Raw genomic sequence first — 21,683 nt, forward strand, 5'->3', positions numbered from 1 at the left:
AGATCGATGCTTTCGGCGTGGATTACATCTGCGTTCATTCCGGCTACGACCACCAGGCGGAAGGCAAAAACTCATTCGAGGAATTGGCAGCGATCAAACGTGTCGTGAAACAAGCCAAAACTGCCGTTGCGGGCGGAATCAAAATGGAGACCCTCCCTGAGGTGATTCAGGCAAATCCCGATCTCGTCATCGTCGGCGGCGGAATTACAAGCCAAACCGACAAGAAGGCCACAGCGGCTCAAATGAACGAGCTTGTGAAGCAGGCATAAGTCGCCATGAGTCATAACATCTTTCAACATGCATCCGTCATTGCCAAGGAGTTATCGGAATCCGTACAGCAGGTGGATGCTGGCCAGATCGAGGAATTGATTGAAAGGATCGTGCAATCCGATGCCGTCTTCTTGGCAGGGGGAGGCAGATCCGGCCTGATGATCCGGGCTTTCGCCATGCGGTTAATGCAGATGGGATTTAAGGTTCATATCGTCGGCGATACGGTAACGCCGGCCATCGGAGCGAATGACCTGCTTCTTATCGGTTCAGGCTCCGGCGAAACGCAAGGATTGGTATCCATGGCTCGGAAAGCCAAAGAGATCGGGTCCGCGGTTGCGGTCGTAACCGTGAGACCGGAATCGAGTATCGGCAAGCTTTCGGATGCGATGGTCCAGCTTCCGGGAACAACGAAGGAGCAGAATCAGGATATCCTCGTCACCGTTCAACCGATGGCTTCATTATTTGAGCAAAGCATGCTGATCGTGCTCGATGCGGTTATCCTGAGATTGATGGAAAAAAGCAAGCTTCGCTCAGACCAAATGTTTAGCCTGCATGCCAATTTGGAATAAGAAGAAACGGTGATGATAAGTTTGCCGCTTTGATGATATCCCCGCAACCGTTGTATACTATAGGGAAGAAGGGGTGATGCATTATGGCAAACGAGGTCAAGCAGCGAATTAATCTGAAGGAAATAAACTGCCATAAGGAGTTAACCCTGGCGGTCATCGGCGGCAAATGGAAACTGATCATCCTCTGGCATCTCGGTTTGGAGGGCGTGAAACGCTTCGGTGAACTGAACCGAATGATTCCCCACATCACGCAAAAAATGCTGACCAATCAGCTTCGTGAATTGGAGGAGGACCAGCTGGTCCACCGCGTGGTTTACCCTGAGGTTCCCCCTCGGGTGGAATATTCGCTTACGCCTTACGGGGAGAGTTTGATGCCGATTTTGAAATTGATGTACGATTGGGGAAAGGATTACGGCGAACAAGTCATCTGGAAAGACGGCGAGTTGCCTGAGAATAAAGACGATGTACAGGCATCGGAACAAGCAGTCGCCCAAAAGCTGTAATTTTTCTCGAACCTGCATGCGAATGCAAGTAGGAAAAACCCTCCTTAAAATTTAAGGGGGGTTTTCGAGCGTAATGATGCTGCATTCTGAAGACTTAAAAAAAGGCGAACCAACAGGTTCGCCTCCGCTCGCTTGAGCTTCCTTAATGGATGTAATTATTGCTGGCTTTCAAGGTGTTCAGCGAGTTGATCAAAAGTACCGCCAAATCCTTGTTTCACCATTGGAGCCATTTCATCAAACGCTGCCAGTTCTTCCGCAGTCGCGTTTACGGGGCCTCCCTGCATGGTAAGCGTAGTTTTTCCGTCGATTTCTTCAAATGTGATGATATTCATAATTTCAAGCGGCCAGTTTGCGTTAAAAGGTGCGCGTATCGTGTTCCCTTCCTCATCTGAGAATGATTGAACGAATACCAGCTTCTCAGGTACGATAACTTCCTGATATACAAATTTACCCCACATGGCTTGACTGCCGTCCGGAGATTTCTGACAGCCTAGAAACATGCCTCCGGGACGTACATCCATTTTGATAACGTCCAAAGAAAACCCTTGAGGCCCCCACCATTTGCCGAAGTGTTCAGGGTCGGTCCAAACTTTAAAAACCAGTTCCCGGGGGGCATTGAAAACACGTGACAGAAGTAAGCCTGGTTTGCTTTGCTCGGTCATTTGAATTCCTCCTAAGAAGAAGGGTAGCGGCAGCTACCTTTTCTTTTGTATTTTTTCCAAATAATCCTCAAGTTGATCTAAGCGCTTTTCCCAAATGCTGCGGAACGAGTCCAACCATTCGTCCATTTCTTGAAGCGGTTCAGGGCGTAGTTTATAAATTCGTCGATTAGCCTCCGCTTGGACTTTTACCAGTCCAGCTTCATGCAATATTTTTAAATGTTTGGAAGTCTGAGGTTGCCGGATTTGAAGACGTTCAGCAATCTGATTGACGGTTAAAGGACCTTCTCGTAACAGTTCGACCATCTGTAATCGGTTAGGTTCGGCTAGCGCGTGCAACGTTGTCTGTTTCATGGGACCTTACCCCCGATCTGGTTATTACAACGAACTTGATGCTTGAACTAATAATTCGGATAGCTGTTCATAGTCAGGAGTATCGTCTTTTCGAATTTTGAGCCATTTCCGTTCGGGTGGACCATCGAATGTTGGAGGGACTTCTAGGTTGGTTGTGTTCATGATCATAAAGGCGATTGCATCTTTGGATGGCGAAATCACGGCTGCATAGTGTCCGTTTTTGAGAAAATGCGGTTTTTTGTACTGAATTCGTTCTTCTACCTCCGGAATGGCTTCATGGACCATGAGTCGAAGCTTTTTGCCGACTTCTGCTTGCCAAGGCAAACTCAGGTTTTCAATGAACGAAATGACTTCTTGGCTCATAACTTATCCTCCTTATTTGTAAAGATTAACCAATGTCTAAATATAATATACCATCATGAGAATATTCCTGTAAAGGAATATTAGAAATTGATTGCCGGAGATTTTTTTGCTTGAAGAAATGTTTTTAAGCGTGAAGGATTGACAATTGAATGGAGGAGATATATCATCATACCGTATAAATCGTAATTATTACGATTAAGGAATGGAGGAAGTTCATTAGATGAATAACAACAGTAGAATTCCGGTTACTGTCCTTAGCGGCTACCTCGGCTCAGGCAAAACGACGGTTCTGAATCATGTGCTTCATAATCGCGAAGGATTGAAGGTAGCGGTCATCGTGAACGACATGAGCGAAGTGAACATCGATGCGGATTTGGTGAGAGGGGAAGGAAGCCTGTCCCGAACGGATGAGAAGCTGGTCGAAATGTCCAATGGCTGCATCTGCTGCACGCTCCGGGAAGATTTGGTGCAGGAAGTTCAGAAGCTGGCTCAAGAGAAGCGTTTTGATTACATACTGATCGAATCGACGGGAATCAGCGAGCCCGTGCCCGTTGCGCAGACCTTTGTTTACCCGGATGAGGTGTCCGGCGTACAGCTGTCCGATCTCGCCCGGCTGGATTGCATGGTAACGGTGGTGGACGCGAACCGATTCTGGAAGGATTTCTCTTCGGGGCAAAGCCTGCTTGATCGGAAGGAAGCGATGGGCGAAGAGGATACGCGGGAAGTGGTGGATTTGTTAATCGACCAGATAGAGACTTGCGATGTGCTGCTGCTGAACAAATGCGATCTGGTAAGCGAGGACGAATTGGCCAAGGTAGAGGGCATACTGCGAAAACTTCAGCCAAGCGCCAAACTCATCCGCACCGTGAAGGGACAAGTGGCACCTGCGGAAATTCTGAATACCGGCTTATTCGATTTTGATAAAGCCAGTCAGTCCCCCGGCTGGATTCAGGAGCTTCAGAAGGAGGAGCATGTGCCGGAAACGGATGAATACGGCATCAGCTCTTTTGTCTATCGGAGAAGAAGACCGTTCCATCCGGAGCGGCTGGCGGCATTCATGAGTTATTGGCCGGAAGAAGTCGTACGTGCGAAAGGGATCGCTTGGCTGGCCGTGCGCGAGGATGTTGCGGCAAGTGTAAGCCAGGCCGGGCCTTCGATTCAGTTCGGGCCTGCAGGATACTGGGTCGCGGCTTTAACCGAGCAGGAGCAGCAGGAGCTGTTACGAAGTGAGCCGGATGTGCGAACGAAATGGGATAACGTCTGGGGAGATCGGATGACCGAGCTCGTCATGATCGGGATTGGGATGGAACAGGAACAAATCGAGCGGGAGCTGGACGAGTGTTTGTTGACCGACCGGGAAATGCAGCTGGACTGGTCAACGTTTCACAATCCGCTGCCATGGATGGCCATCGAAGAGCTATCGCTGTAATGCTGCTAATCTGTATGGAGTGTGGGTAATAGTATTAAAGAAGCCAACTCGTCTAGACGAGCTGGCTTCTTCATACGGATGGTAGTCTGTTTCATTATTTGTTGATCAGTTGGCCTGCATAGGCTTGCACGTTTAGCGGAGCTGTCAGGTAATTTGGGGCTTTAGCCACAAACGCCTGAAAATGGCTGCTCGCATTGTGGAGCCCCACAGCTTCCTGGTCTTTCCACTGTTCAACCATGAGATACGTGTTATCCTGCTCCGTATCTTTGAGCAGCTTATAAGATTCATTCCCTTGTTCCGCACGGGATGCTTCAATAAGCTCTTTTACGGATTTCAGAAATTCTGCCTCGCGTTCGCCGTTTACTTTCATTTCTGCATGAATAATAATCATCGCTATGCCTCACTTCCACTCTGCAATACGATCAATAGGGAGACGAGTCGTCAAACGCGCTTCTTTGGCAGCTTTACCTACCGAGATGAGCATGACCGGCACATAACGTTCCTTCTCCATACCAAATGCTTCTGCAATTCGGGATTTGTCGTATCCGCCGATAGGGTTCGTGTCATATCCACGGGCACGGGCAGCAAGCATAAGCTGCATGGAAACCAAGCCGCTATCGATAAGGATCATTTCGCGGAAAGCCTGTGCCGGAATACGTCCGAACAGATCGGTATAGTTCGCCATCAGCTGATCTTTTATCTCTTGCGGCAGATAACCGCGTTCCACAGCAGTGCCCATAATTTCATTCGCATTGTCGAATGCATTCATATCTCCAAATACCGCAATGACTGCCGAAGAAGTTGAAACTTGTGTTTTGTTCCCTGGTGCAAGCTCTTCAAGCGTCGCTTTTCCTTCCGGGCTATCAACGACAAGAAATCTCCAAGGCTGAAGATTAACGGATGACGGGGCCAAAGTCGCTTCTTCCAAAATTTCAGTCATCTCTTCACGGCTGATTTTGACCGATGGGTCGTATACCCGCACAGAGCGGCGGGAAGTAATAATTTCTTTATAATCATTGTTTAGGGTCGTTACAGACATGATATTCTCTCCTTTAATCTCTATAAGTTAATCGGTCTTACTTGGATGTTTCATCCGTTGAATCTGGCTGTTCAGCTTCTGCAAAGCATGAACAAGCGCAAGTCGTTCTGATTCCGTGAGGTCTGCCTGCAGTTCCTCCATAAATCGATCTTTCTCCGCCTTAAACGCTGCTACTTTACTTTTGCCCACATCAGTTAGCTGAACCAACGTAATCCGGTTGTCATTCTCGCATCTCGTCCGCAGAAGCAATCCTTCCGCTTCCAGCTGTTGAACATGACGGGTCACCGCAGCCGGATCGATAGACACTGCCTTCTGGAGATCCGACTGGCTAATTTCGCCGCCGGTCAGTTTGCAGAGGAGTTCCAGCCGATTGGGACTAACACCGGCACATCGTTCAAACCGAGTCGCAATGTGCTTATTCAGATGCATGAGCAAGTACAGCAGGTCTTGTGTATGGCATGTAGAGATGATAAAGACCTCCTTCAATTCATTGACTCGTCAATGGTTGATGGGTCAATCATATATGTTTATTTTCTGAAAATCAAGTCTTTTGTATAAAAAAGCGAATCGATTCCAGAGGTCCTTAAATAATCTGAATCCTGGGAGAGCCCAAGAATTCTGAATCGCATTTGATGTATAATAGGTAGTAGATTCCCAATTCATAGAATGGATGAAAGATTCGTTTTCATTGAGAATGTAATGCTGACGCATGAACAACATAAATCAGGAGGACACGATTATGGCAAAAGCAAAAGTTCCAAAGCGACCCACTAGGGATGAGTTTGTACTGGAAGAGCTCGGAAATCAGCTAACGGAAGCTTATCAGGAGGAATCGGTCATCGTACTGACGGTCTGGGGATGGGAAGAGGCGGTCCGCGGACAAATCGATCTGATGGACTCCCGCACAGGGAAGGTGCATATGAAACAGAACGGCGTCATTACGAAGGTTCCTTTTATGGATATTATGGAAGTGAATTATCCCAGGGACTAATCATAAGCGAACCGAAAAAAAGGAGATCCCTGGGGATCTCCTTTTCTTTTTTCATATCGCTGCATACATTCAACTGTCACTGCACCACGCCGCTGAGCAAGTCCTCCCACTCCTGGACAATGCGCGTTTTATCCAGGCGATGGCCGATTAACGTAAGATAGCCGCGCTGCAGCTTCAGCGTGCTGGGCTCGATGGCAAGCTGTGAACCTGCCCACTGAACCAGGGAGGGACCCGTGGAGAGCTGAATATATCCTTTGGCCCGTAGCAGGCCGGAGCCGCGTGTGGCGAGAAAGGTTTCGATGAGGCTGATCTCAAGCGGGAAAGGGGCTGGAGCCGATAGAGTCAAGGTATCCAGGCCGGTATAGGAATGGCTGCCATGCCCGGCCTCCTCTCCGTGACCATGACGATGCTCATGATGAATGAAAGCTCCTTCATGGTCGCGGCGCCCCAGCTTGCTCCGATCTTCTTCGCTGGTCGAAGCGCTGCCTTGCAGGCGATCCGCAGGACTCCTTTGCCGGTTCGAAGAATGAGATGAATGACTATGATTCTCCGTTGGCTCTAGCTGAAGGGCCGCAAACATTTCATGCTCATCCAAACGGCTGTAGTCGGTTACGGACAGGCTTGCCGTCGTATTTATTTTTCTAATGGAGGTAATGACTTTATTGATCTGTTTCTCTTCGCATTCTCCCGCCTTGTTCAGGATGATCCGGTCCGCGAAGCTGATTTGTCCCCGAAGGGTGCGGACCAGTTCGCGACTGGATGCAAAGAAGCTGTTGTACTCGAGAAATTTGCTGCAGTCGGCCAAGGCGATTTTACCCCGGATCGATATTCGATCCACCAGTGACGGATCCTGCAAATCCTCAAGAATCTGTTCAGGATTCGCCACTCCGGTCGTCTCGATGAAGACGAGATCAGGCTTCCGATCTAACAGGCTTTTCAGGGCTTGCCCCAGCTCGTCTCGTTTGGTGCAGCAGATGCAGCCGTCAAGCAGCTTCTCGATCGGAAGATCAGGCATTTCACCGGATAGGATATCGCCATCCACGTCCTGTTCGCCCATCTCATTCATCAGGACGGCGGTCCTCCATTGCCGTTTGGCGGCATACGCCAGCAGCCTGAGCAGCAGCGTGGTTTTGCCGCTCCCCAAAAAACCGCTAATCAGCACGACGGGTATCTTGTTCATTGTTGATCTCCTCCTTGGTCTCGATATCATTCGAATACAGTTCATCAAACTCTGCGACAGAGTCCGGATTCGTAAAAATGTAAGGGGATGACGGCTGTTCGATCGGCTGAATCCGTTCCGCTTGAATCTGCAGCGATTCCTTACCGTCCACGGTGGTGACCTGGATCGTGCCATCGATCTGAACCCACGCGTCATTCGCGAACGACGAAGCATTCGCGGCGCGCACCATGACCCCGAACGGGACGGCGTCTGCCGTGCAGCACATTACGAGGAAGCGGCTGACGGCGAAGGTGTCTTCGTTCATATGTCCATCGCGGAAAACAAATCCTTGGACGGTGATGGCCTTCCCTTGAAAATGCTGTTTGTAAATATCCATGGCCCCTACGGTCTCCGAGAAAATGTCCGGCTCCACTCGGATGACGGGTAAGGTATATAAGCGCTTGGCCAGCTCCGCGAACTCCACGCTGTAGATGTCTTTGGGAACAAAACGCTCGTTCAGCGCGATGTCCTCCGCTGCCGTCTGGTCATCATTCGTTCCATGCTTCTCCATGCCCGAAACGGCGGGAGCATTCCGCTCCTCGGTTTTACGGCGAACATCGGGGTTCGGATAGGTGTAGATCATGCCTTTTTTGGCCGCCATATCGCTGCCGAGGGCTTGGTCCGGCAGGAGCAGGCCGAACAGCAGCGGCACCGTGAATAACCCGTAAACCGATATGTTTTTGATCAGTCCGCTGGGCAGGGGGTGCTCGCAATCGCACACCTCGCCGGAAGCTCCCGCAAGGGCGTGCCACAGCATGCCGAAAGCTATGAACAACAGCGGCACGGGACAGAGCAGAAGCAGGGTCTGCATATGGGGAGCCAAGTAATAGTCCAGCGAATTTGATGCGTTTAGATGCATGATATAGGCGGCAAGAGCTGCGATTAGCAGCGACCGCAGTATATAGTGGCTTCGCAGGCTCAAACTGGGCTTCACGTCCCGAACACCTCCAATCTCAAGTGGATATCCGAAGGCATAACAGCCTGAAGGTAGCGTTATTCCATCCGTTTTTGTGTATTGCCACTCCAGTTTGTTTACTACGCCTAACCGCCGAATAGCGCGTCGACGGCTACAGAGCCGATAAAGACAAGGGTAATCACCAGCAGGCTTAAGCCGATCACGAATTTGGTCTTGAAGGTAGCCGACAGCATGAGCAGGCTTTTGAAATCCAGCATCGGTCCGAGGACCAGGAAGGAAACCAGCGGGCCGACGGTAAAGGTGTGCGTGAATGCCGATGCCACGAAGGCGTCCGATGTTGAGCAAAGGGACAGGATGAAGGCAAAGCCCATCATGAACAGATAGGAGGCGGCAGGACCGTTCCCCAGAGCCAGCAGCTCCTCCCTCGGAATGAAGGATTGGATGCAGGCCGTGAGGAAAGCGCCCAGGACTAAATATTTGCACATCTCGATCAGCTCGTCTCCGGCGTGGACAAACATGCTTCTCCAGGTTTTGGGATGCTCATGCAACAAACGTTCCCCCTTGCTGGAGCCCTGTTCGGCGAACTCTTGAAAGGAACGCTTCAGGGGGCTGCTTCTTGAAAAAACATAGGCGAGCAAACCCGTCGTCACCGCGACTGCAAAAGCCAGTCCCATTCGTCCGATCGTCACTTCGGGATGCGAACGGAAGGCCATGATCGTTGATGCGAATACAATGGGATTCAGAATAGGACCGCTGAGGATAAAGGTGACGGCGATATAGGCGGGCATACCTTTCAGCATCAACCTGCGAACGACCGGGATCATCCCGCATTCGCAGATGGGAAACAGGATGCCGAGCATGGAAGCGAACAGGACGCCAACCACCGGATTCTTCGGCGTGAGACGCCGCACCCATTGCTCTTGTACGAACAGCTGCAGAAGGGACGACAGCAGCACTCCAAGCAGAATAAAAGGAAGTGCCTCAAGGAAGATGCCCGTAAAGACGGTTTTAACCTGCTGTAGGTCTTGGCTGGATATGGGGTTTAAGTCCCTCTGCAGCCATATCGTCAAGACCGGAATCACGAATACAAGCGGCAGTATAAAGGGCAGCATTTTGAAGATCGCCGGATATCTCATCAAGGCCTCCTGGAGCGAATTGTTCTTAGGACATTCTATGCTTGTACCATCGGCAACATACGTGATTTCAGACAATAAATCAAAAACTTTACGATTAAAAGGCGGCCGCATAGCCGGTGGCGCGAAGTCCAAAGTCGTGATATATTAAAAAAAGTTATCCGTGTGTTACTGGCGTAGCTTGGGTTACCAAGAGGGAGCACATGGGATCATATGCCGTACGCCTGGGCAAGAGGTAAGGAGACGTTCGAGTCGCCTTGCCTCTTTATGTTTTTTAATACAATGGCGAAGGAGCGGATTAGCATGAGTAAGGAACCCGTAATTTTGGATGGAAAAAAAGTATCCGATGATATCAAGGCAAAGCTGGCGGTGAAGGTACAGGAATTGAAACAGCAAGGGGTAACCCCTTGTCTGGCAACGATTCTGGTTGGCGATGATCCTGCCTCGGCAACCTATGTGCGGATGAAGGGAAATGCGTGCGAGCGGCTTGGCATCATATCCAAGAAAGTAGTGCTGGAGACATCGACAACGACGGAGGAGCTGATCGCCGCGATTCAAGCACTGAACGAGGATCCGAACGTCCACGGTATTCTGCTTCAGCACCCGGTACCGCATCATATCGATGAGCGGGAGGCTTTTGATGCCATCGACATGAAAAAAGACGTGGATGGAGTAACCACGCTCGGGTTCTCGCAAAATGCGTTTGGTTTCGCCGATTACCCTTCATGTACGCCGGCGGCGATTATCGCGATTATGGACTATTACAGCCTGCCGATCGAAGGGAAGCATGCGGTGGTGGTCGGACGCAGTCCGATTTTGGGCAAGCCGGTATCGATGATGCTGCTCAATCGCAACGCCACGGTTACGATCTGCCATTCGAGAACGAAGAACCTTGGGGAGATTGTGTCCCAAGCGGACATTGTGGTTGCGGCCGTAGGCAAGCCTAATTTCATTCAAGGGGACTGGATCAAGCCGGGTGCCGTCGTGTTGGACGCCGGTTACAATAAAGGAAATATCGGGGACTGCGATTACGAAGCCTGCGCCAAGGCGGCATCCGCAATCACGCCGGTACCGGCGGGCGTTGGCCCCGTGACGATAGCGACATTGTTGAAGCATACCGTCGAATCGGCCGAGCGAACCGTCCAAGCCTAGGGGAATGCACTTGACCATTTATATGTGAATTAAGGGTGCGCCCGTGAATTATCCCCTTCAAATCGCTGCGAGACCATGCAAAAGTCTGTGACGTGGAAGAGATAGGCCTCTGCCTATAGGCTTGGAACCCGCATTTCACGGACCCCTGGACGTCATGGTATAGTTAGGAATAAGCGAAATACGAAGGGGAGAGATTCATGTTTATACGAATCATGGCCTGTTGTGCGGGACAACAGGGAACTGCAGAGAATGATCCGTTCGACGCAGCGCTGCTAACGGTTTCGGAGATCTTGGCATGAAGAACACGATCGCCGATATTGCCCACAAAGCCGGCGTTGCCAAAAGCACGGTCTCCCGTTTCTTGAACGGAGGATCCGTCAGTCATGCGACACGCCGCAAGATTGAGCAGGTTATTCAGGAAACCGGCTATATCCCGAATTCTTTTGCGCAAAGCCTCAAAGCGAAAAAAACGAGCATGATCGGCACCATTATGCCGCGTCTGGACTCCTTCTCCGCATCGCAGACTGTCGCCGGCATGGACGAAGAATTAAGAAAACACGGATATCAGCTTCTGATCATCAACGCAAGCCAGGATTTATCCAGGGAGATCGAAGCGCTGTATGATCTCGCCAGACAAAAAATATCAGGCATTATTCTGTTCGCCACGCAGGTGACGGAAACCCATCTTGCCGCGATTCAAGAGATCGGCATTCCGGTCATTCTGCTCGGACAACAGCATAACCATGTCCACAGCATGATCTATAACGATTATGCCGCAGGCTATGACATGGGCCGGTACGTGCTGTCGATGGGACATCGTCAAATTGCCTATATCGGGGTGACGGAAAAGGACGTAGCCGTCGGAGTCAAGCGGAAGGAAGGGTTCCTCAAAGCGGTAAGCGAGTATGATGAGTCGGAAGCGGTTCTCTACGAGAGTGGATTCAAGATGTCGGATGGTGTGAAGACGGCATGCTCCCTTTTTGAGTTGAACCAAACATTGCCAACGGCCGTGGTCTGCGCCACGGACAACATAGCGCTGGGCGTGATGAAAGCGGCGCACATGAAAGGCATCTCTATTCCCGACGAACTTTCCGTTACCGGATTTGGCGGTTACGACGTAACCGAGGTGATTCATCCCGGGTTAACAACGGTGAAATATGGATATTTCCAAGCGGGCCACCTCGCGGCACAGCATATTATGAAGCTGGTCAACGACGAGCCAGTGGATTTCCTGACGGTCATGAATTGCGAGATGATTCATCGGGAAAGCGTTGACAATCTGAATTAGGTATTTTATACTTCAAATAACGGAACCGGTTCCAATCCGAGTGCTTGCTTGGTATTGGAACTGAGTTCATTATTTTTACCTTTGATTGGAACCGGTTCCACCGCAGTTGAATTTATTCGCGTGCACGCGCAGCATGATCTGTTTGATTTTTCGGCAAGACCATTTATAAGGAGAAGAGATATGGACAGAGAACTGAAATACCGACGCCTGGATCAGGCTTCTCCCGAAGAGCTTTCCTCCTTAAGGAAGAAAGTGCGATTAAGCGAATGGAGGCAGAAATTTCACGTACAGCCCATCATGGGCCTGATGAATGATCCCAATGGATTTTCTTATTACAACGGAGAGTATCACTTGTTTTACCAATGGTTTCCTCTGGGCACGTTTCACGGCTTGAAATACTGGTACCATACTTCCTCGAAAGACCTGGTGTTTTGGCAGAACCAAGGCATCGCTATTGAACCCGGTCACCCGCATGATGCTTATGGCGCTTATTCGGGCAGCGGTATCGTGAAAGACGGCAAACTATGCCTAATGTATACCGGGAATGCCCGGGATGAGAAATGGAACAGGCAATCTTATCAATGCATGGCTGTGATGGACCGCGACGGATCCATCACGAAGCTCGATAAGCCGCTGATTGACCATGTGCCGGACGGATATACCGAACACTTCCGGGATCCGAAAGTATGGCAAGACAAAGACAAGTACCGGTTCGTCATCGGTGCCCAAAGGGTTAATCAGACAGGTGCGGCTGTCGTCTATGAATCCTCGGATCTGTTGGTTTGGGAATTCAAGGGGGAGATACAAACCCGCCTTGAGCATTTCGGCTATATGTGGGAATGCCCCGACTATTTTGAATTGGAAGGCCAGGGCGTGCTACTGTTTTCCCCGCAAGGGCTGCTTCCGGAGGACGATCATTTTCGAAACATTTACCAATCCGGCTATATTTCAGGCAAGCCGCTCAATAGGGATACGCTGGAGTTTGATCACGGTCCTTTTTGCGAGCTGGACAGAGGGTTTGATTTCTACGCGCCGCAGACCATGCTGGATGAGAAAGACCGGCGCATCATGGTGGGCTGGATGGGTTTGCCGGATATCGGGTATCCCACCGATTCGCATGGCTGGGCCCATTGTTTGACGCTTCCGCGTATGCTTACGTTCCGTGAAGGCAGGCTGATTCAACAGCCGGTTCCCGAGCTTCAGGCGCTCCGCGATCATGCCGCTCAGGCAGAGGATACGCTTCACAGCGAAGTGAAGACTTACGAGGGGGTTCAAGGAACCGCATTCGAAATGATATGCGAGTTCCAAGCCATCGAGGCGGACGTCGTTGGCATTGAATTTCGGGCTGGCGAAGGGGAACGAACCGTTATTCGATATGAATCCGGCAAACGGAAGGTTACGCTGGATCGCTCTTCTTCGGGTGCAACGATTGTCAGTGATTACGGAGCGGAACGATCCTGTATGCTGCCAACCGAAAGAAATTCGATCAAATTTCATCTGTTCGTGGACATTTCTTCGGTCGAGCTGTTCATCAACGATGGCGAAGAGGTGTTTACAAGCAGAATTTTTCCGAAGTGGAACAGCCGAAACATTCGATTTTTCGTACAGAACGGCAGTGCCGGCTTGAAGGTCGAGAAATGGGATCTGACCGAAGCCGTAAAAGATAAAGAAGGGGCTGAATGAACATGGCAGCGGATAATCGGGAAATCGCAAGGCAGGTAGTGGAAGCCATTGGCGGCAGGGAGAACATCGCTTCCTTTGCCCATTGTGCCACCAGACTGAGAATCATGGTTCATGATCAGAAGAAGATTGACCAGAAGAAGGTCGAGCAGATCGACAAGGTCAAAGGAGCCTTTTTCAACTCCGGGCAATACCAGATCATTTTCGGAACAGGAACCGTCAATCAGATTTTTGAAGCGGTTGAATCCCTTGGAATGGAGAGCACAAGCAAGGAAGAACTGAAATCTCAGGCAAAAAAGTCGGGGAATCCGTTTCAGCGGGCGATTCGTACATTCGGTGACGTGTTTGTGCCGATTATCCCGGTATTGGTCGCCACTGGCTTGTTCATGGGATTACGGGGGCTGCTGACCCAGGATACCGTGCTTGCCTGGTTCGGTGCGACACCGGATGATATCTCGGCTAATTTCCTGCTCTTCACCCAGGTACTGACGGATACGGCTTTCGCTTTCTTGCCGGCCTTGGTGGCTTGGTCCGCATTCAGGGTGTTCGGAGGCAGCCCCGTGCTGGGTATCGTCCTGGGATTGATGCTGGTTAACCCGGCTCTTCCTAACGCGTACAGCGTGGCGAACGGTTCGGCTGAGGCACTCATGATCTTTGATTTCATTCCGGTTGTCGGGTATCAGGGCTCGGTCCTGCCGGCATTCTTCATTGGACTGCTGGGCGCGAAATTCGAGAGATTTTTGCGAAAACGCATTCCTGACGCCATCGATCTGATCGTTACGCCGTTTCTAACCTTGCTCGTTATGATAACCCTCGGCCTGTTTGCGATCGGCCCCGTGTTCCACTCCCTGGAAGAGGTGGTTCTGAACGCGACGACGTTCCTACTGGAGCTGCCGTTCGGTATCGCGGGTTTGGTCATCGGTTTCTTTAACCAGATCATTGTGGTCACCGGCGTGCATCATATTTTCAACTTCCTGGAGATCCAACTCCTTGAGAAGACAGGGAGCAATCCGTTCAATGCGATCGTGACCAGCGCCATGGCAGCGCAGGGTGCAGCTTGTCTGGCTGTCGGACTCAAGACGAGAAATAAAAAGCTCAAGGCATTATCCCTGCCATCGGCATTCTCCGCCTTGCTGGGAATCTCCGAGCCGGCAATCTTCGGGGTCAACCTCCGTTACGTCAGACCGTTTGTTATCGCCTTGATCGGCGGCGGCGTGGGCGGTTTCATGGCTTCCATCTTTCAGCTTGAGGCCACAGGCATGGCCATTACCGTCATCCCGGGTACGCTGTTATACTTGAACAGCCAGCTTCCTCTTTACATTTTGTGCAACCTGACGGCGATGGCGATTACGTTCGTGCTGACCTGGATGTTCGGATTCAATGATAAGATGCTTGAAGAGGTCCGCTCGGAAGCGAAATAAAGCCATATGAGAAAGGTCCGCCCTGAACAGGCGGGCCTTTTTTGGTCCGGATGCTGGTAAATCGTCATGGCTGACCGGCTTTCTTGTTCATTAAAATGGATATCTTGAAAAGAGTGCTCCCCTGCCCGTTTTTGGCGTTAGCTGGACTTGGTCCCAGTAGGCTTGGTAAAATTATCGCTTGCTCTGAAATGCTTTTCATCATTTACAATACACTTATAAGCTTGAATATACGAAAAAGAGAGGCGAGCGTTATTGATGAAGAAGATCCTATTTTTTGATATTGACGGTACGCTGCTGGATCATGAGAAGCAGGTTCCGGCGACAACGAAGGAGTCCATAGCTGAATTAAAGAAGGCCGGCCATATCGTAGCCATTGCTACGGGACGCGCCCCCTATCATTTTGAAGAGCTGCGGGAAGAGCTCGGCATCGATTCTTATGTTTGCTTGAACGGTCAATATGTGGTTTATGAAGGCAAGCCGATCTACGGTCATCCTCTGGCGGAGGATGCCTTACAGGAGCTGACGGAACAAGCCGTTCGGCTGGATCATCCGATTATCTATGCCGGCAGCGAAGCGATGAAGATGAACGTAACCGAGCATGTCCATATCGATTCCAGCTGGGGGGAGCTGAAATTGACCATCCCGGAATACGATCCGGAATATTACTTGGGCCGTGATATATATCAAGCCATTGTATTCTGTACCGAGGATGAGGAGGCCGATTACGTAAAAAGATTCGAAGGGCGGTTCGATTTCGTGCGCTGGGGCCCCTATGGAATTGACGTGTTACCGGCAGGGGGCTCCAAAGCCGAAGGAATCAAACAATTAATTCAGCTGCTGCGCATCGATCTCGAGGATACCATCGCGTTTGGCGATTATCTGAATGATCTGGAGATGCTGTCGTATGTGGGACACGGCGTGGCAATGGGCAATGCGCCGGAGATCGTGAAGCAGGCGGCCAGGCATGTCACCCGCGATGTCGGCCAAGACGGAATACAATACGGACTTCGCATGCTCGGTTTGCTGGGCAAGGAGCCGCAGGAGATTAAGTAACGGGTTTAACGATAAAAAGCCAGGGCAGCGTGTCAGTCTTAGCGCTTTTGCGGTGCGTGAGGACTGGCATGTATTTCCGTTCCGTATGCTAACGCCCCATCGCAGGTTTGACGACGGAAACAGGGACTTGCTATTATTAATAACTGACAGTGACCCGCTATATGGTACAACGAACCTTCTGGCGGAAATATACCGGAACAGGTGGAGGCCCTATGTCAGCCGATCAAACGCGACAACTCATCACAAGTTGGCTATCCTTGACGCAGATTCATGCATTGATTTCCAACGAGCTGGAACAAAAGCTCCAGCAGAAGCACGATTTATCGCTGAATGAATTTTACGTGCTGTTATTTCTGTCCGAGGCTCCCGAGCAAAAGTTAAGGCTTCAGCAGCTGCAAACGATGGTGGGGCTAAGCCAGAGTGCGATGTCGAGACTGGTCAGCCGCTTTGAAGCCAAAGGCTGCGGCGCCATGCAAAGGGCGATATGCGAGGATGACAGAAGAGGAATCTACACGTCACTGACTCCGATTGGCGAAGAGAAACTGCAAAAAGCCAAGAACACGGTCCAAGACGTGCTGGAGCAGCAATTCGCAATGCCTAAAATGAAGCATGGTCTGGAAGATGCATTGAAGCATATCCGAGGGTAACTAGATCGTTCAACAGCCATTCTTGACGAATGGTCTTTGTTTTGCTAATTTAGATGCATGTGCATGCATTTTTTTTATAGAGAGATCAATATCATGAGGATAGAGGGAGCGTGTCTCTGAATGGAACATTTATTCAGTCCATACAAATTGAAATCATTAGATCTGAAAAATCGGGTCGTTATGCCCCCGATGTGCCAATACTCGGTAACGAACAAAGACGGCATTGCCACCGATTGGCATTATTTGCATTATACAAGCCGGGCAATCGGCGGAGCCGGACTCGTTATCGTGGAGATGACGGATGTGGAACCGGACGGCCGTATTTCCGATTATGATCTTGGGTTATGGTCGGATGAGCAGATTCCCGCATTGGCCCGCATAGTTGAAGCGATACACCAGCATGGCGCGAAGGCGGCGATTCAGATTGCGCATGCCGGGCGCAAAGCGGAGGATGCGGAAACGCCTGTTGCCCCATCGGCTATTCCTTTCGATGAGAACTCGAAAACGCCAAGGGCACTCACAACCGAAGAAGTTAAGCAAATGGTGGAAAAATTCCGCGTGGCTGTGCGCCGTGCGGTGAAGGCCGGTTTTGACGCAATTGAATTGCATGGTGCCCACGGCTATCTGATTCATCAATTCCATTCTCCACTGACCAACCGGAGAACGGATGAGTACGGCCAGGAGCTAACCAAGTTCGGCCAAGAAGTGATTCAAGCCGCAAAAAGCGAAATGCCTGAGGACATGCCATTAATCATGCGAATCTCGGCTAGAGAATATGTAACGAATGGTTATGGCATCGAAGAGAGCATCGCATTCTCCAAGATATATCAGGCTGCAGGCGTTGACATGTTCCATGTCAGCGCTGGCGGCGAAGGACCCATCGCGGCGGAAGGAAGACCGGGCACCCACGTTGCCTACCAAGTACCGCTAGCCAGACAGATCAAAGAAGCGCTGCAGGCACCCGTCATTGCCGTGGGCCGTTTGGATGAACCCGCCTTGGCGAATGCGGTAATAGGCAACGAAGACGCTGATCTCGTTGCTGTTGGAAGAGGAATGCTACGCAATCCGTACTGGACATTAGAAGCAGCAACGTTGCTTCAGAAAGAGTTCGCGATTCCGGCACAATACCAGAACGGTTTTCCCAGAAAATCGAGATAGGCAGGCAGATGAACATATAGCTGCCAACGAACGATGTAGATTGGCTTATCATTCCCTGCAAGTGAACATTATCAGGAACCCGGTAATGGGTGAGCGTAATTAGAGAAGGTTATCCTACGGGCCGTCACGGCCGTAGGATAACCTTTTTTGCGTACAAGGAAATGCTCCAATTATGGTAGCCATCAAGCTTGGCAGCCGTTAACATAAGGCTATCTAAAATATTTTTAAAAATTTATTAATTGTTTATTTACATTAGTGTGCGATGTACAGTATAATAATTTCCAGGAGATGATGATATGCCAGAGGATCAGGATATTTTAAACAGTATGGTGCAGGAGCTTCGGCGGGGTACGATCATCCTTGGTGTTCTCAGTCAGTTGTCCGAACCGCAGTATGGATATTCATTGGTGACCATATTGCAGGAGAGGGGGATCAACGTGGAAGCGGGTACGCTCTATCCGTTGCTGCGTCGGCTGGAGAAACAAGGCTTGCTTAACAGCGAGTGGGATACGAATGAAGCCCGGCCCAGAAAATATTACATCATAAGTCAGACAGGCAAGGATATATATCGGCAGCTCTACCATGAATGGAAGGATATGATGACAAGTCTGGAGGGACTTGTGAAAGACAAGGGGGACTAAGGTGATGGATCTTATTAACAGGTATATTTATGCGGTGACCCAGAAGCTGCCGGAATCGCAGCGGGCGGATATTGAGAAGGAGCTTCAAGGACTCGTCGAAGACATGCTGGAAGACCGGGGAGTCGGTGTAGAGGCCGCAAGTCTGGAAGAGGTGGAGCAGGTGCTGCTTGAGCTCGGGCCGCCCGGGGAAATGGCAGCCAGATACAGAGGAAGGGAAAGGTATCTCATAGGTCCGGGTTTGATTAACAGCTATTGGTCCGTCCTGAAGATCGTACTGTATTCGATAGCCGTTGCTCTTGGCATCGTCTACATCATTGATTTCTTTACAAGCACGGAACACACTGCCGAGAAGCTGCTGGAATTTCTTGTTTCGCTGCTTAGCGTGGGAATCCACGGATTTGCATGGGTTACCGTTATTTTTGCCTTTATCGAATACCGCGGGGCTCGCCAAGTCCCCAATGATCCATGGAAACCCTCGGAATTGCCTGCAATTCCGGAACCAGCCGCTCGGATTAAACCGATCGAGCCGATGCTCGGCATCCTGTTTTCCGTGCTGTTCTTCGTCCTGTTCACGTTTTCCATTAACCTGATCGGTGTTCACCGATTCGATGAAAACTCGATCGCCATTCCGGTGTTTGAACAGGCTGCCTTTGCCAAATATTTACCGCTGATATGGCTTCTTACCGCCTTCAGCATATTCAATGAAGCCAGGAAATTAATCACAAGAAAGTGGACGCCGCAGATTGCCGTCATGCACGTCATATTTAACGTTGCTTCCGTTATCGTTACGGTGATCCTGTTCTCCGATATGACGATTTGGAATCCGACATTCATGGATCAGCTCGTTCAAGCGGGTTTCGTAACACCGGGGGATGAAGCGTATGAGACCGTAAAATCAATTTGGGATCGATCCAGGGATGGCCTCATTTACATCATTGTGATCATTACCCTTATTGATACCGTATCTGTCGTAATGAAATGGTTTCGGGGAAAGGAAGGTAATACGGCGTTAACCAAATAAAGACAAAAGTGATGAAGCAAAGGGTATCCCAACGGATCTTGGATCTGGCGGGATGCTCTTTTTTGTTGTCAGGAAACAAACCGTGTATTTATATGGTTGGTTGGACCATGAACGACACGACGCGAAATGGATAAGCATAGGATAAGGAGCGAGGCAAATATTTTTTTGACAAAAATGTGAATGATATGTGTCAAAATTATGTACAATGGTGTTATAATAAGGTAAGAGCTGAATGAAAACCCTTACAGAATGAACGGAGCTGATTAATCATGAAATATGCGATCCATTACTCTACCAGAATGAAAGACGTTATTTTGTTTTCCTTTGTCCTTAGCATTATCCTGTTTCAGGTAGCCACCTTGACCGAATATTCCTATCCTTTCTTCTTCTATATGCAGATGGCCGTGAATGTCGTTGTCGTTGCGGCACTGGCTATTGAAGGTTATGCGAGATTGGTGAAGCGGGAAGTGAATATTCAGGAGGATTCGAAGACGATTTCGATCAACGGCGTAGAGATTCACGCTGAACAGATCCGCGAAATCAAGGTTTCCGGTTGCCATAAAGCCGCTTTCCAAATTAGCCTCAAGGATAAGAGCGTAAATCCGATGTACTGCTGCTTTAAATTTGAAGAGAAGAATTGTGAAGGCATTCGGAGTCTCACGCGTTGGGCCGAGCAAAATCAGGTTTCCGTGCGCAAGGTCGGACCACAAACCCGTTCCGGCTTGGTACTCACATCTAACCATTAATAGGCTGTATGTATACTAAGAATAGAAGCATCTGAACCTTGACGAATGGGTTCGGGTGCTTCTTTGTTTTAGTTGTAGAGGAAGAGTGTTTTTCCGGGCATCTGTACCTACAGGAGCTGAAAGTTTAACCAATGTTAAGCTCCTGTTTCAATGCAGGTTCATTTCGTCAGATATACTATGAACAAAATTGGATTTGAAATATGAAGGAGGTTTGAATATGGTAGATATTTCTGGATTCCTGTTGAATGGGGAACATCGCAAGCTGTATGAGCTGTTCGGAGAGGATTTGCGTTTACTTGTAACGATCGAACAATTTGAAGCGATGGCAGTGGAATATACGGCAGGCGTAAAAACGTTCCACATCACGTTGGACGACACGCTTAACCAAATCCGATTGATAAACTGGATGGATGATAGCGGGCAAAAAGGCATTCAAGCGATGATCGATGAAACGGGTACCATTGTAGGTCTTATGTTATCGCCTATTGAGAGGTTTTCTGAATCGGATGCCAAGCAAACCGTCACGGTTTTCCGAGTTCCGTTTAAGGGAAAATGGTATGTGTTCTGGGGCGGCGAGAATGTTATGGATAATTACCATTACCCAGAGGAAAGCCAGCGGTACGCAATAGACGTCATCAAGACGGAGAACGCCATGTCCTATGAAGGAGATCCAGCCATGAATGAGAGTTACTTCGCGTTTGGAGAGGAGATTCTTGCTGGTGCCCGCGGGAAGGTGGTGGGTATCGAGAATAACATCAGGGACAATGAGCCTGTGGGTGAGACCAACGAAACAAAGCCCGTCGGTAACTATGTCATCATCGATCATGGACATTCAGAATATAGCCTATATGCACATTTAAAGCAGGGATCGGTATGCGTGAAGGAAGGCTCTGAGGTCGAAGCAGGTGATCTGATAGGTCTATGCGGAAATTCCGGCAACTCAACCGAAGCTCATTTGCATTTTCAAGTGTCGGATCATCCGGATTTGTTTTGGGTTAATACGAAGTCACTTAATATTAACTGGCTTGGCGATATCAAGGTAAGACGAGGCCAAGTTGTATACGGCGGAGTTTGAACGCTGGATAAAACAAAAAAGCATGGGCCAGAATTCTCAGGTCCATGCTTTTGTTCGATTCATTAATAAGCAAGCGCTCTTGTTAAATTTGTATTTAGCTGCTGCAGCCGCCTCCGCAGCTGCTGCAGGACGAACCGCTGCTGCAAGAGGACCCGCTGCTGCAGGAGGAGCCGCCGCCTGATGAACCATCGTTTGACGATCCGTCATGGGAATCCGAGCCGCCTGAGCCGCAAGCCGAAGCATAGGTACAGGAGGAGCTGCTGTTGTTTTTATGAAGCTCGCGCTCATCCGGGATCATATGATCAGTGAATTGATCCGGTGCGTTCCAGGCAAAATAGACGGCCGCTGCCAGGAGC

Annotated in this window: 25 protein-coding genes, 1 pseudogene and 1 riboswitch; of the genes and pseudogenes, 16 read left to right on the forward strand and 10 right to left on the reverse strand. The window is 49.9% G+C overall.

Translation table 11 applies throughout. The features are described from left to right. From HMPREF9412_RS14505 to HMPREF9412_RS14515, 3 genes are all read left to right on the forward strand, one after another. A partial coding sequence (locus HMPREF9412_RS14505) for an orotidine 5'-phosphate decarboxylase / HUMPS family protein (protein WP_009592367.1) occupies window positions 1-269 on the forward strand: 269 nt, incomplete at its 5' end. A 6-nt stretch (window positions 270-275) separates the two neighbouring features. Next, entirely contained in the window at window positions 276-839 is a 564-nt protein-coding gene (gene hxlB / locus HMPREF9412_RS14510) for a 6-phospho-3-hexuloisomerase (RefSeq protein WP_009592365.1), read from the forward strand. Between the two features lie 83 nt (window positions 840-922). Next, window positions 923-1,342 (forward strand): winged helix-turn-helix transcriptional regulator, encoded by a 420-nt coding sequence (locus tag HMPREF9412_RS14515; RefSeq protein WP_009592381.1) that lies wholly within the window; start codon window positions 923-925, stop codon window positions 1,340-1,342. Between the two features lie 155 nt (window positions 1,343-1,497). Here HMPREF9412_RS14515 and HMPREF9412_RS14520 read toward each other — a convergent pair whose 3' ends face one another. The 3 genes from HMPREF9412_RS14520 to HMPREF9412_RS14530 are packed head-to-tail and all read right to left on the reverse strand — an operon-like array spanning window position 1,498 to window position 2,718. Then, entirely contained in the window at window positions 1,498-2,004 is a 507-nt protein-coding gene (locus tag HMPREF9412_RS14520; protein WP_009592379.1) for an SRPBCC family protein, read from the reverse strand. Between the two features lie 33 nt (window positions 2,005-2,037). After that, window positions 2,038-2,355 (reverse strand): ArsR/SmtB family transcription factor, encoded by a 318-nt coding sequence (locus tag HMPREF9412_RS14525; RefSeq protein ID WP_009592376.1) that lies wholly within the window; start codon window positions 2,353-2,355, stop codon window positions 2,038-2,040. A gap of 24 nt (window positions 2,356-2,379) precedes the next feature. Further along, window positions 2,380-2,718 carry a DUF1801 domain-containing protein gene (locus HMPREF9412_RS14530; protein WP_009592372.1) on the reverse strand — a complete coding sequence of 113 codons (339 nt, stop codon included), beginning with the start codon at window positions 2,716-2,718 and terminating at the stop codon, window positions 2,380-2,382. A gap of 220 nt (window positions 2,719-2,938) precedes the next feature. Between HMPREF9412_RS14530 and HMPREF9412_RS14535 the strand changes: the two genes are divergently transcribed. Beyond that, window positions 2,939-4,147 carry a GTP-binding protein gene (locus HMPREF9412_RS14535; protein WP_009592371.1) on the forward strand — a complete coding sequence of 403 codons (1,209 nt, stop codon included), beginning with the start codon at window positions 2,939-2,941 and terminating at the stop codon, window positions 4,145-4,147. A gap of 94 nt (window positions 4,148-4,241) precedes the next feature. Here HMPREF9412_RS14535 and HMPREF9412_RS14540 read toward each other — a convergent pair whose 3' ends face one another. From HMPREF9412_RS14540 to HMPREF9412_RS14550, 3 genes are read right to left on the reverse strand one after another with little or no spacing between them, the layout of a single operon-like run. Continuing rightward, the gene (locus HMPREF9412_RS14540; protein ID WP_009592380.1) at window positions 4,242-4,538 is read right to left on the reverse strand and encodes a putative quinol monooxygenase; all 297 of its coding nucleotides are present in this window, start codon (window positions 4,536-4,538) and stop codon (window positions 4,242-4,244) included. A gap of 9 nt (window positions 4,539-4,547) precedes the next feature. Next, entirely contained in the window at window positions 4,548-5,186 is a 639-nt protein-coding gene (locus HMPREF9412_RS14545) for a nitroreductase family protein (RefSeq protein WP_009592362.1), read from the reverse strand. Between the two features lie 27 nt (window positions 5,187-5,213). After that, the gene (locus tag HMPREF9412_RS14550; RefSeq protein ID WP_009592363.1) at window positions 5,214-5,672 is read right to left on the reverse strand and encodes a MarR family winged helix-turn-helix transcriptional regulator; all 459 of its coding nucleotides are present in this window, start codon (window positions 5,670-5,672) and stop codon (window positions 5,214-5,216) included. A gap of 253 nt (window positions 5,673-5,925) precedes the next feature. Between HMPREF9412_RS14550 and HMPREF9412_RS14555 the strand changes: the two genes are divergently transcribed. Next, on the forward strand, window positions 5,926-6,177 hold the full coding sequence (locus HMPREF9412_RS14555; RefSeq protein WP_009592366.1) for a YolD-like family protein: 252 nt from the start codon (window positions 5,926-5,928) through the stop codon (window positions 6,175-6,177). Between the two features lie 76 nt (window positions 6,178-6,253). Here HMPREF9412_RS14555 and HMPREF9412_RS14560 read toward each other — a convergent pair whose 3' ends face one another. The 3 genes from HMPREF9412_RS14560 to HMPREF9412_RS14570 all read right to left on the reverse strand — a co-directional run bounded on the left by HMPREF9412_RS14560 (window position 6,254) and on the right by HMPREF9412_RS14570 (window position 9,448). Further along, a complete protein-coding gene (locus tag HMPREF9412_RS14560) occupies window positions 6,254-7,357 on the reverse strand; it encodes a CobW family GTP-binding protein (RefSeq protein ID WP_009592370.1) in 1,104 nt (367 codons plus the stop codon). Continuing rightward, window positions 7,329-8,330, reverse strand: a complete 1,002-nt coding sequence (locus tag HMPREF9412_RS14565; RefSeq protein ID WP_009592359.1) for a TIGR03943 family putative permease subunit — start codon at window positions 8,328-8,330, stop codon at window positions 7,329-7,331. The genes HMPREF9412_RS14560 and HMPREF9412_RS14565 overlap by 29 nt, the downstream gene beginning before the upstream one ends. Before the next feature lie 107 nt (window positions 8,331-8,437). Beyond that, a complete protein-coding gene (locus tag HMPREF9412_RS14570; RefSeq protein WP_009592373.1) occupies window positions 8,438-9,448 on the reverse strand; it encodes a permease in 1,011 nt (336 codons plus the stop codon). A 154-nt stretch (window positions 9,449-9,602) separates the two neighbouring features. Next, window positions 9,603-9,682, forward strand: a riboswitch (ZMP/ZTP riboswitch). A 66-nt stretch (window positions 9,683-9,748) separates the two neighbouring features. Between HMPREF9412_RS14570 and HMPREF9412_RS14575 the strand changes: the two genes are divergently transcribed. The 11 genes from HMPREF9412_RS14575 (at window position 9,749) to HMPREF9412_RS14625 (ending at window position 21,327) form a co-directional block, all read left to right on the forward strand. Next, window positions 9,749-10,597, forward strand: a complete 849-nt coding sequence (locus HMPREF9412_RS14575) for a bifunctional 5,10-methylenetetrahydrofolate dehydrogenase/5,10-methenyltetrahydrofolate cyclohydrolase (RefSeq protein ID WP_036672298.1) — start codon at window positions 9,749-9,751, stop codon at window positions 10,595-10,597. Window positions 10,598-10,892: 295 nt separating this feature from the next. Further along, on the forward strand, window positions 10,893-11,885 hold the full coding sequence (locus tag HMPREF9412_RS14580; RefSeq protein WP_009592384.1) for a LacI family DNA-binding transcriptional regulator: 993 nt from the start codon (window positions 10,893-10,895) through the stop codon (window positions 11,883-11,885). A 180-nt stretch (window positions 11,886-12,065) separates the two neighbouring features. Next, a complete protein-coding gene (locus tag HMPREF9412_RS14585) occupies window positions 12,066-13,568 on the forward strand; it encodes a glycoside hydrolase family 32 protein (RefSeq protein WP_009592382.1) in 1,503 nt (500 codons plus the stop codon). Continuing rightward, window positions 13,565-14,986 carry a sucrose-specific PTS transporter subunit IIBC gene (locus HMPREF9412_RS14590; protein WP_009592374.1) on the forward strand — a complete coding sequence of 474 codons (1,422 nt, stop codon included), beginning with the start codon at window positions 13,565-13,567 and terminating at the stop codon, window positions 14,984-14,986. Before HMPREF9412_RS14585 ends, HMPREF9412_RS14590 begins: the two co-directional genes overlap by 4 nt. A 252-nt stretch (window positions 14,987-15,238) precedes the next feature. Continuing rightward, window positions 15,239-16,039, forward strand: coding sequence for a Cof-type HAD-IIB family hydrolase (locus HMPREF9412_RS14595; RefSeq protein WP_036672300.1), 801 nt, complete (start codon window positions 15,239-15,241; stop codon window positions 16,037-16,039). Between the two features lie 212 nt (window positions 16,040-16,251). Continuing rightward, complete coding sequence (locus HMPREF9412_RS14600; protein ID WP_009592361.1) at window positions 16,252-16,686, forward strand: MarR family winged helix-turn-helix transcriptional regulator; 435 nt, start codon at window positions 16,252-16,254, stop codon at window positions 16,684-16,686. A 120-nt stretch (window positions 16,687-16,806) separates the two neighbouring features. After that, the gene (locus tag HMPREF9412_RS14605) at window positions 16,807-17,844 is read left to right on the forward strand and encodes an NADH:flavin oxidoreductase/NADH oxidase (RefSeq protein ID WP_009592378.1); all 1,038 of its coding nucleotides are present in this window, start codon (window positions 16,807-16,809) and stop codon (window positions 17,842-17,844) included. Window positions 17,845-18,140: 296 nt separating this feature from the next. Beyond that, a complete protein-coding gene (locus HMPREF9412_RS14610; protein WP_009592377.1) occupies window positions 18,141-18,485 on the forward strand; it encodes a PadR family transcriptional regulator in 345 nt (114 codons plus the stop codon). Window positions 18,486-18,489: 4 nt separating this feature from the next. Continuing rightward, complete coding sequence (locus HMPREF9412_RS14615) at window positions 18,490-19,506, forward strand: hypothetical protein (protein ID WP_009592369.1); 1,017 nt, start codon at window positions 18,490-18,492, stop codon at window positions 19,504-19,506. A 269-nt stretch (window positions 19,507-19,775) separates the two neighbouring features. Next, complete coding sequence (locus HMPREF9412_RS14620; RefSeq protein WP_009592368.1) at window positions 19,776-20,252, forward strand: hypothetical protein; 477 nt, start codon at window positions 19,776-19,778, stop codon at window positions 20,250-20,252. Between the two features lie 217 nt (window positions 20,253-20,469). Then, window positions 20,470-21,327: a M23 family metallopeptidase gene (locus HMPREF9412_RS14625; protein WP_009592360.1), complete on the forward strand. Its 858-nt coding sequence runs from the start codon at window positions 20,470-20,472 to the stop codon at window positions 21,325-21,327. Between the two features lie 94 nt (window positions 21,328-21,421). Here the strand turns inward: HMPREF9412_RS14625 and HMPREF9412_RS14630 are convergent. Next, a pseudogene (locus HMPREF9412_RS14630) lies at window positions 21,422-21,683 on the reverse strand (hypothetical protein); the annotation flags it as partial.

The organism is Paenibacillus sp. HGF5, assembly GCF_000204455.1.
GTDB lineage: Bacteria > Bacillota > Bacilli > Paenibacillales > Paenibacillaceae > Paenibacillus_AQ > Paenibacillus_AQ lautus_A.

Bases quoted from the DNA above. Each gene is read 5' to 3' on its own strand.
- HMPREF9412_RS14575 (WP_036672298.1), top strand. From the start codon at position 9,749: ATGAGTAAGGAACCCGTAATTTTGGATGGAAAAAAAGTATCCGATGAT.
- HMPREF9412_RS14515 (WP_009592381.1), top strand. From the start codon at position 923: ATGGCAAACGAGGTCAAGCAGCGAATTAATCTGAAGGAAATAAACTGC.
- HMPREF9412_RS14625 (WP_009592360.1), top strand. From the start codon at position 20,470: ATGGTAGATATTTCTGGATTCCTGTTGAATGGGGAACATCGCAAGCTG.
- HMPREF9412_RS14615 (WP_009592369.1), top strand. From the start codon at position 18,490: ATGGATCTTATTAACAGGTATATTTATGCGGTGACCCAGAAGCTGCCG.
- HMPREF9412_RS14570 (WP_009592373.1), bottom strand. From the start codon at position 9,448: ATGAGATATCCGGCGATCTTCAAAATGCTGCCCTTTATACTGCCGCTT.
- HMPREF9412_RS14585 (WP_009592382.1), top strand. From the start codon at position 12,066: ATGGACAGAGAACTGAAATACCGACGCCTGGATCAGGCTTCTCCCGAA.
- HMPREF9412_RS14530 (WP_009592372.1), bottom strand. From the start codon at position 2,718: ATGAGCCAAGAAGTCATTTCGTTCATTGAAAACCTGAGTTTGCCTTGG.
- HMPREF9412_RS14535 (WP_009592371.1), top strand. From the start codon at position 2,939: ATGAATAACAACAGTAGAATTCCGGTTACTGTCCTTAGCGGCTACCTC.
- HMPREF9412_RS14540 (WP_009592380.1), bottom strand. From the start codon at position 4,538: ATGATTATTATTCATGCAGAAATGAAAGTAAACGGCGAACGCGAGGCA.
- HMPREF9412_RS14525 (WP_009592376.1), bottom strand. From the start codon at position 2,355: ATGAAACAGACAACGTTGCACGCGCTAGCCGAACCTAACCGATTACAG.
- HMPREF9412_RS14580 (WP_009592384.1), top strand. From the start codon at position 10,893: ATGAAGAACACGATCGCCGATATTGCCCACAAAGCCGGCGTTGCCAAA.
- HMPREF9412_RS14610 (WP_009592377.1), top strand. From the start codon at position 18,141: ATGCCAGAGGATCAGGATATTTTAAACAGTATGGTGCAGGAGCTTCGG.
- HMPREF9412_RS14555 (WP_009592366.1), top strand. From the start codon at position 5,926: ATGGCAAAAGCAAAAGTTCCAAAGCGACCCACTAGGGATGAGTTTGTA.
- HMPREF9412_RS14545 (WP_009592362.1), bottom strand. From the start codon at position 5,186: ATGTCTGTAACGACCCTAAACAATGATTATAAAGAAATTATTACTTCC.
- HMPREF9412_RS14620 (WP_009592368.1), top strand. From the start codon at position 19,776: ATGAAATATGCGATCCATTACTCTACCAGAATGAAAGACGTTATTTTG.
- hxlB (WP_009592365.1), top strand. From the start codon at position 276: ATGAGTCATAACATCTTTCAACATGCATCCGTCATTGCCAAGGAGTTA.
- HMPREF9412_RS14560 (WP_009592370.1), bottom strand. From the start codon at position 7,357: ATGAACAAGATACCCGTCGTGCTGATTAGCGGTTTTTTGGGGAGCGGC.
- HMPREF9412_RS14605 (WP_009592378.1), top strand. From the start codon at position 16,807: ATGGAACATTTATTCAGTCCATACAAATTGAAATCATTAGATCTGAAA.
- HMPREF9412_RS14600 (WP_009592361.1), top strand. From the start codon at position 16,252: ATGTCAGCCGATCAAACGCGACAACTCATCACAAGTTGGCTATCCTTG.
- HMPREF9412_RS14520 (WP_009592379.1), bottom strand. From the start codon at position 2,004: ATGACCGAGCAAAGCAAACCAGGCTTACTTCTGTCACGTGTTTTCAAT.
- HMPREF9412_RS14590 (WP_009592374.1), top strand. From the start codon at position 13,565: ATGAACATGGCAGCGGATAATCGGGAAATCGCAAGGCAGGTAGTGGAA.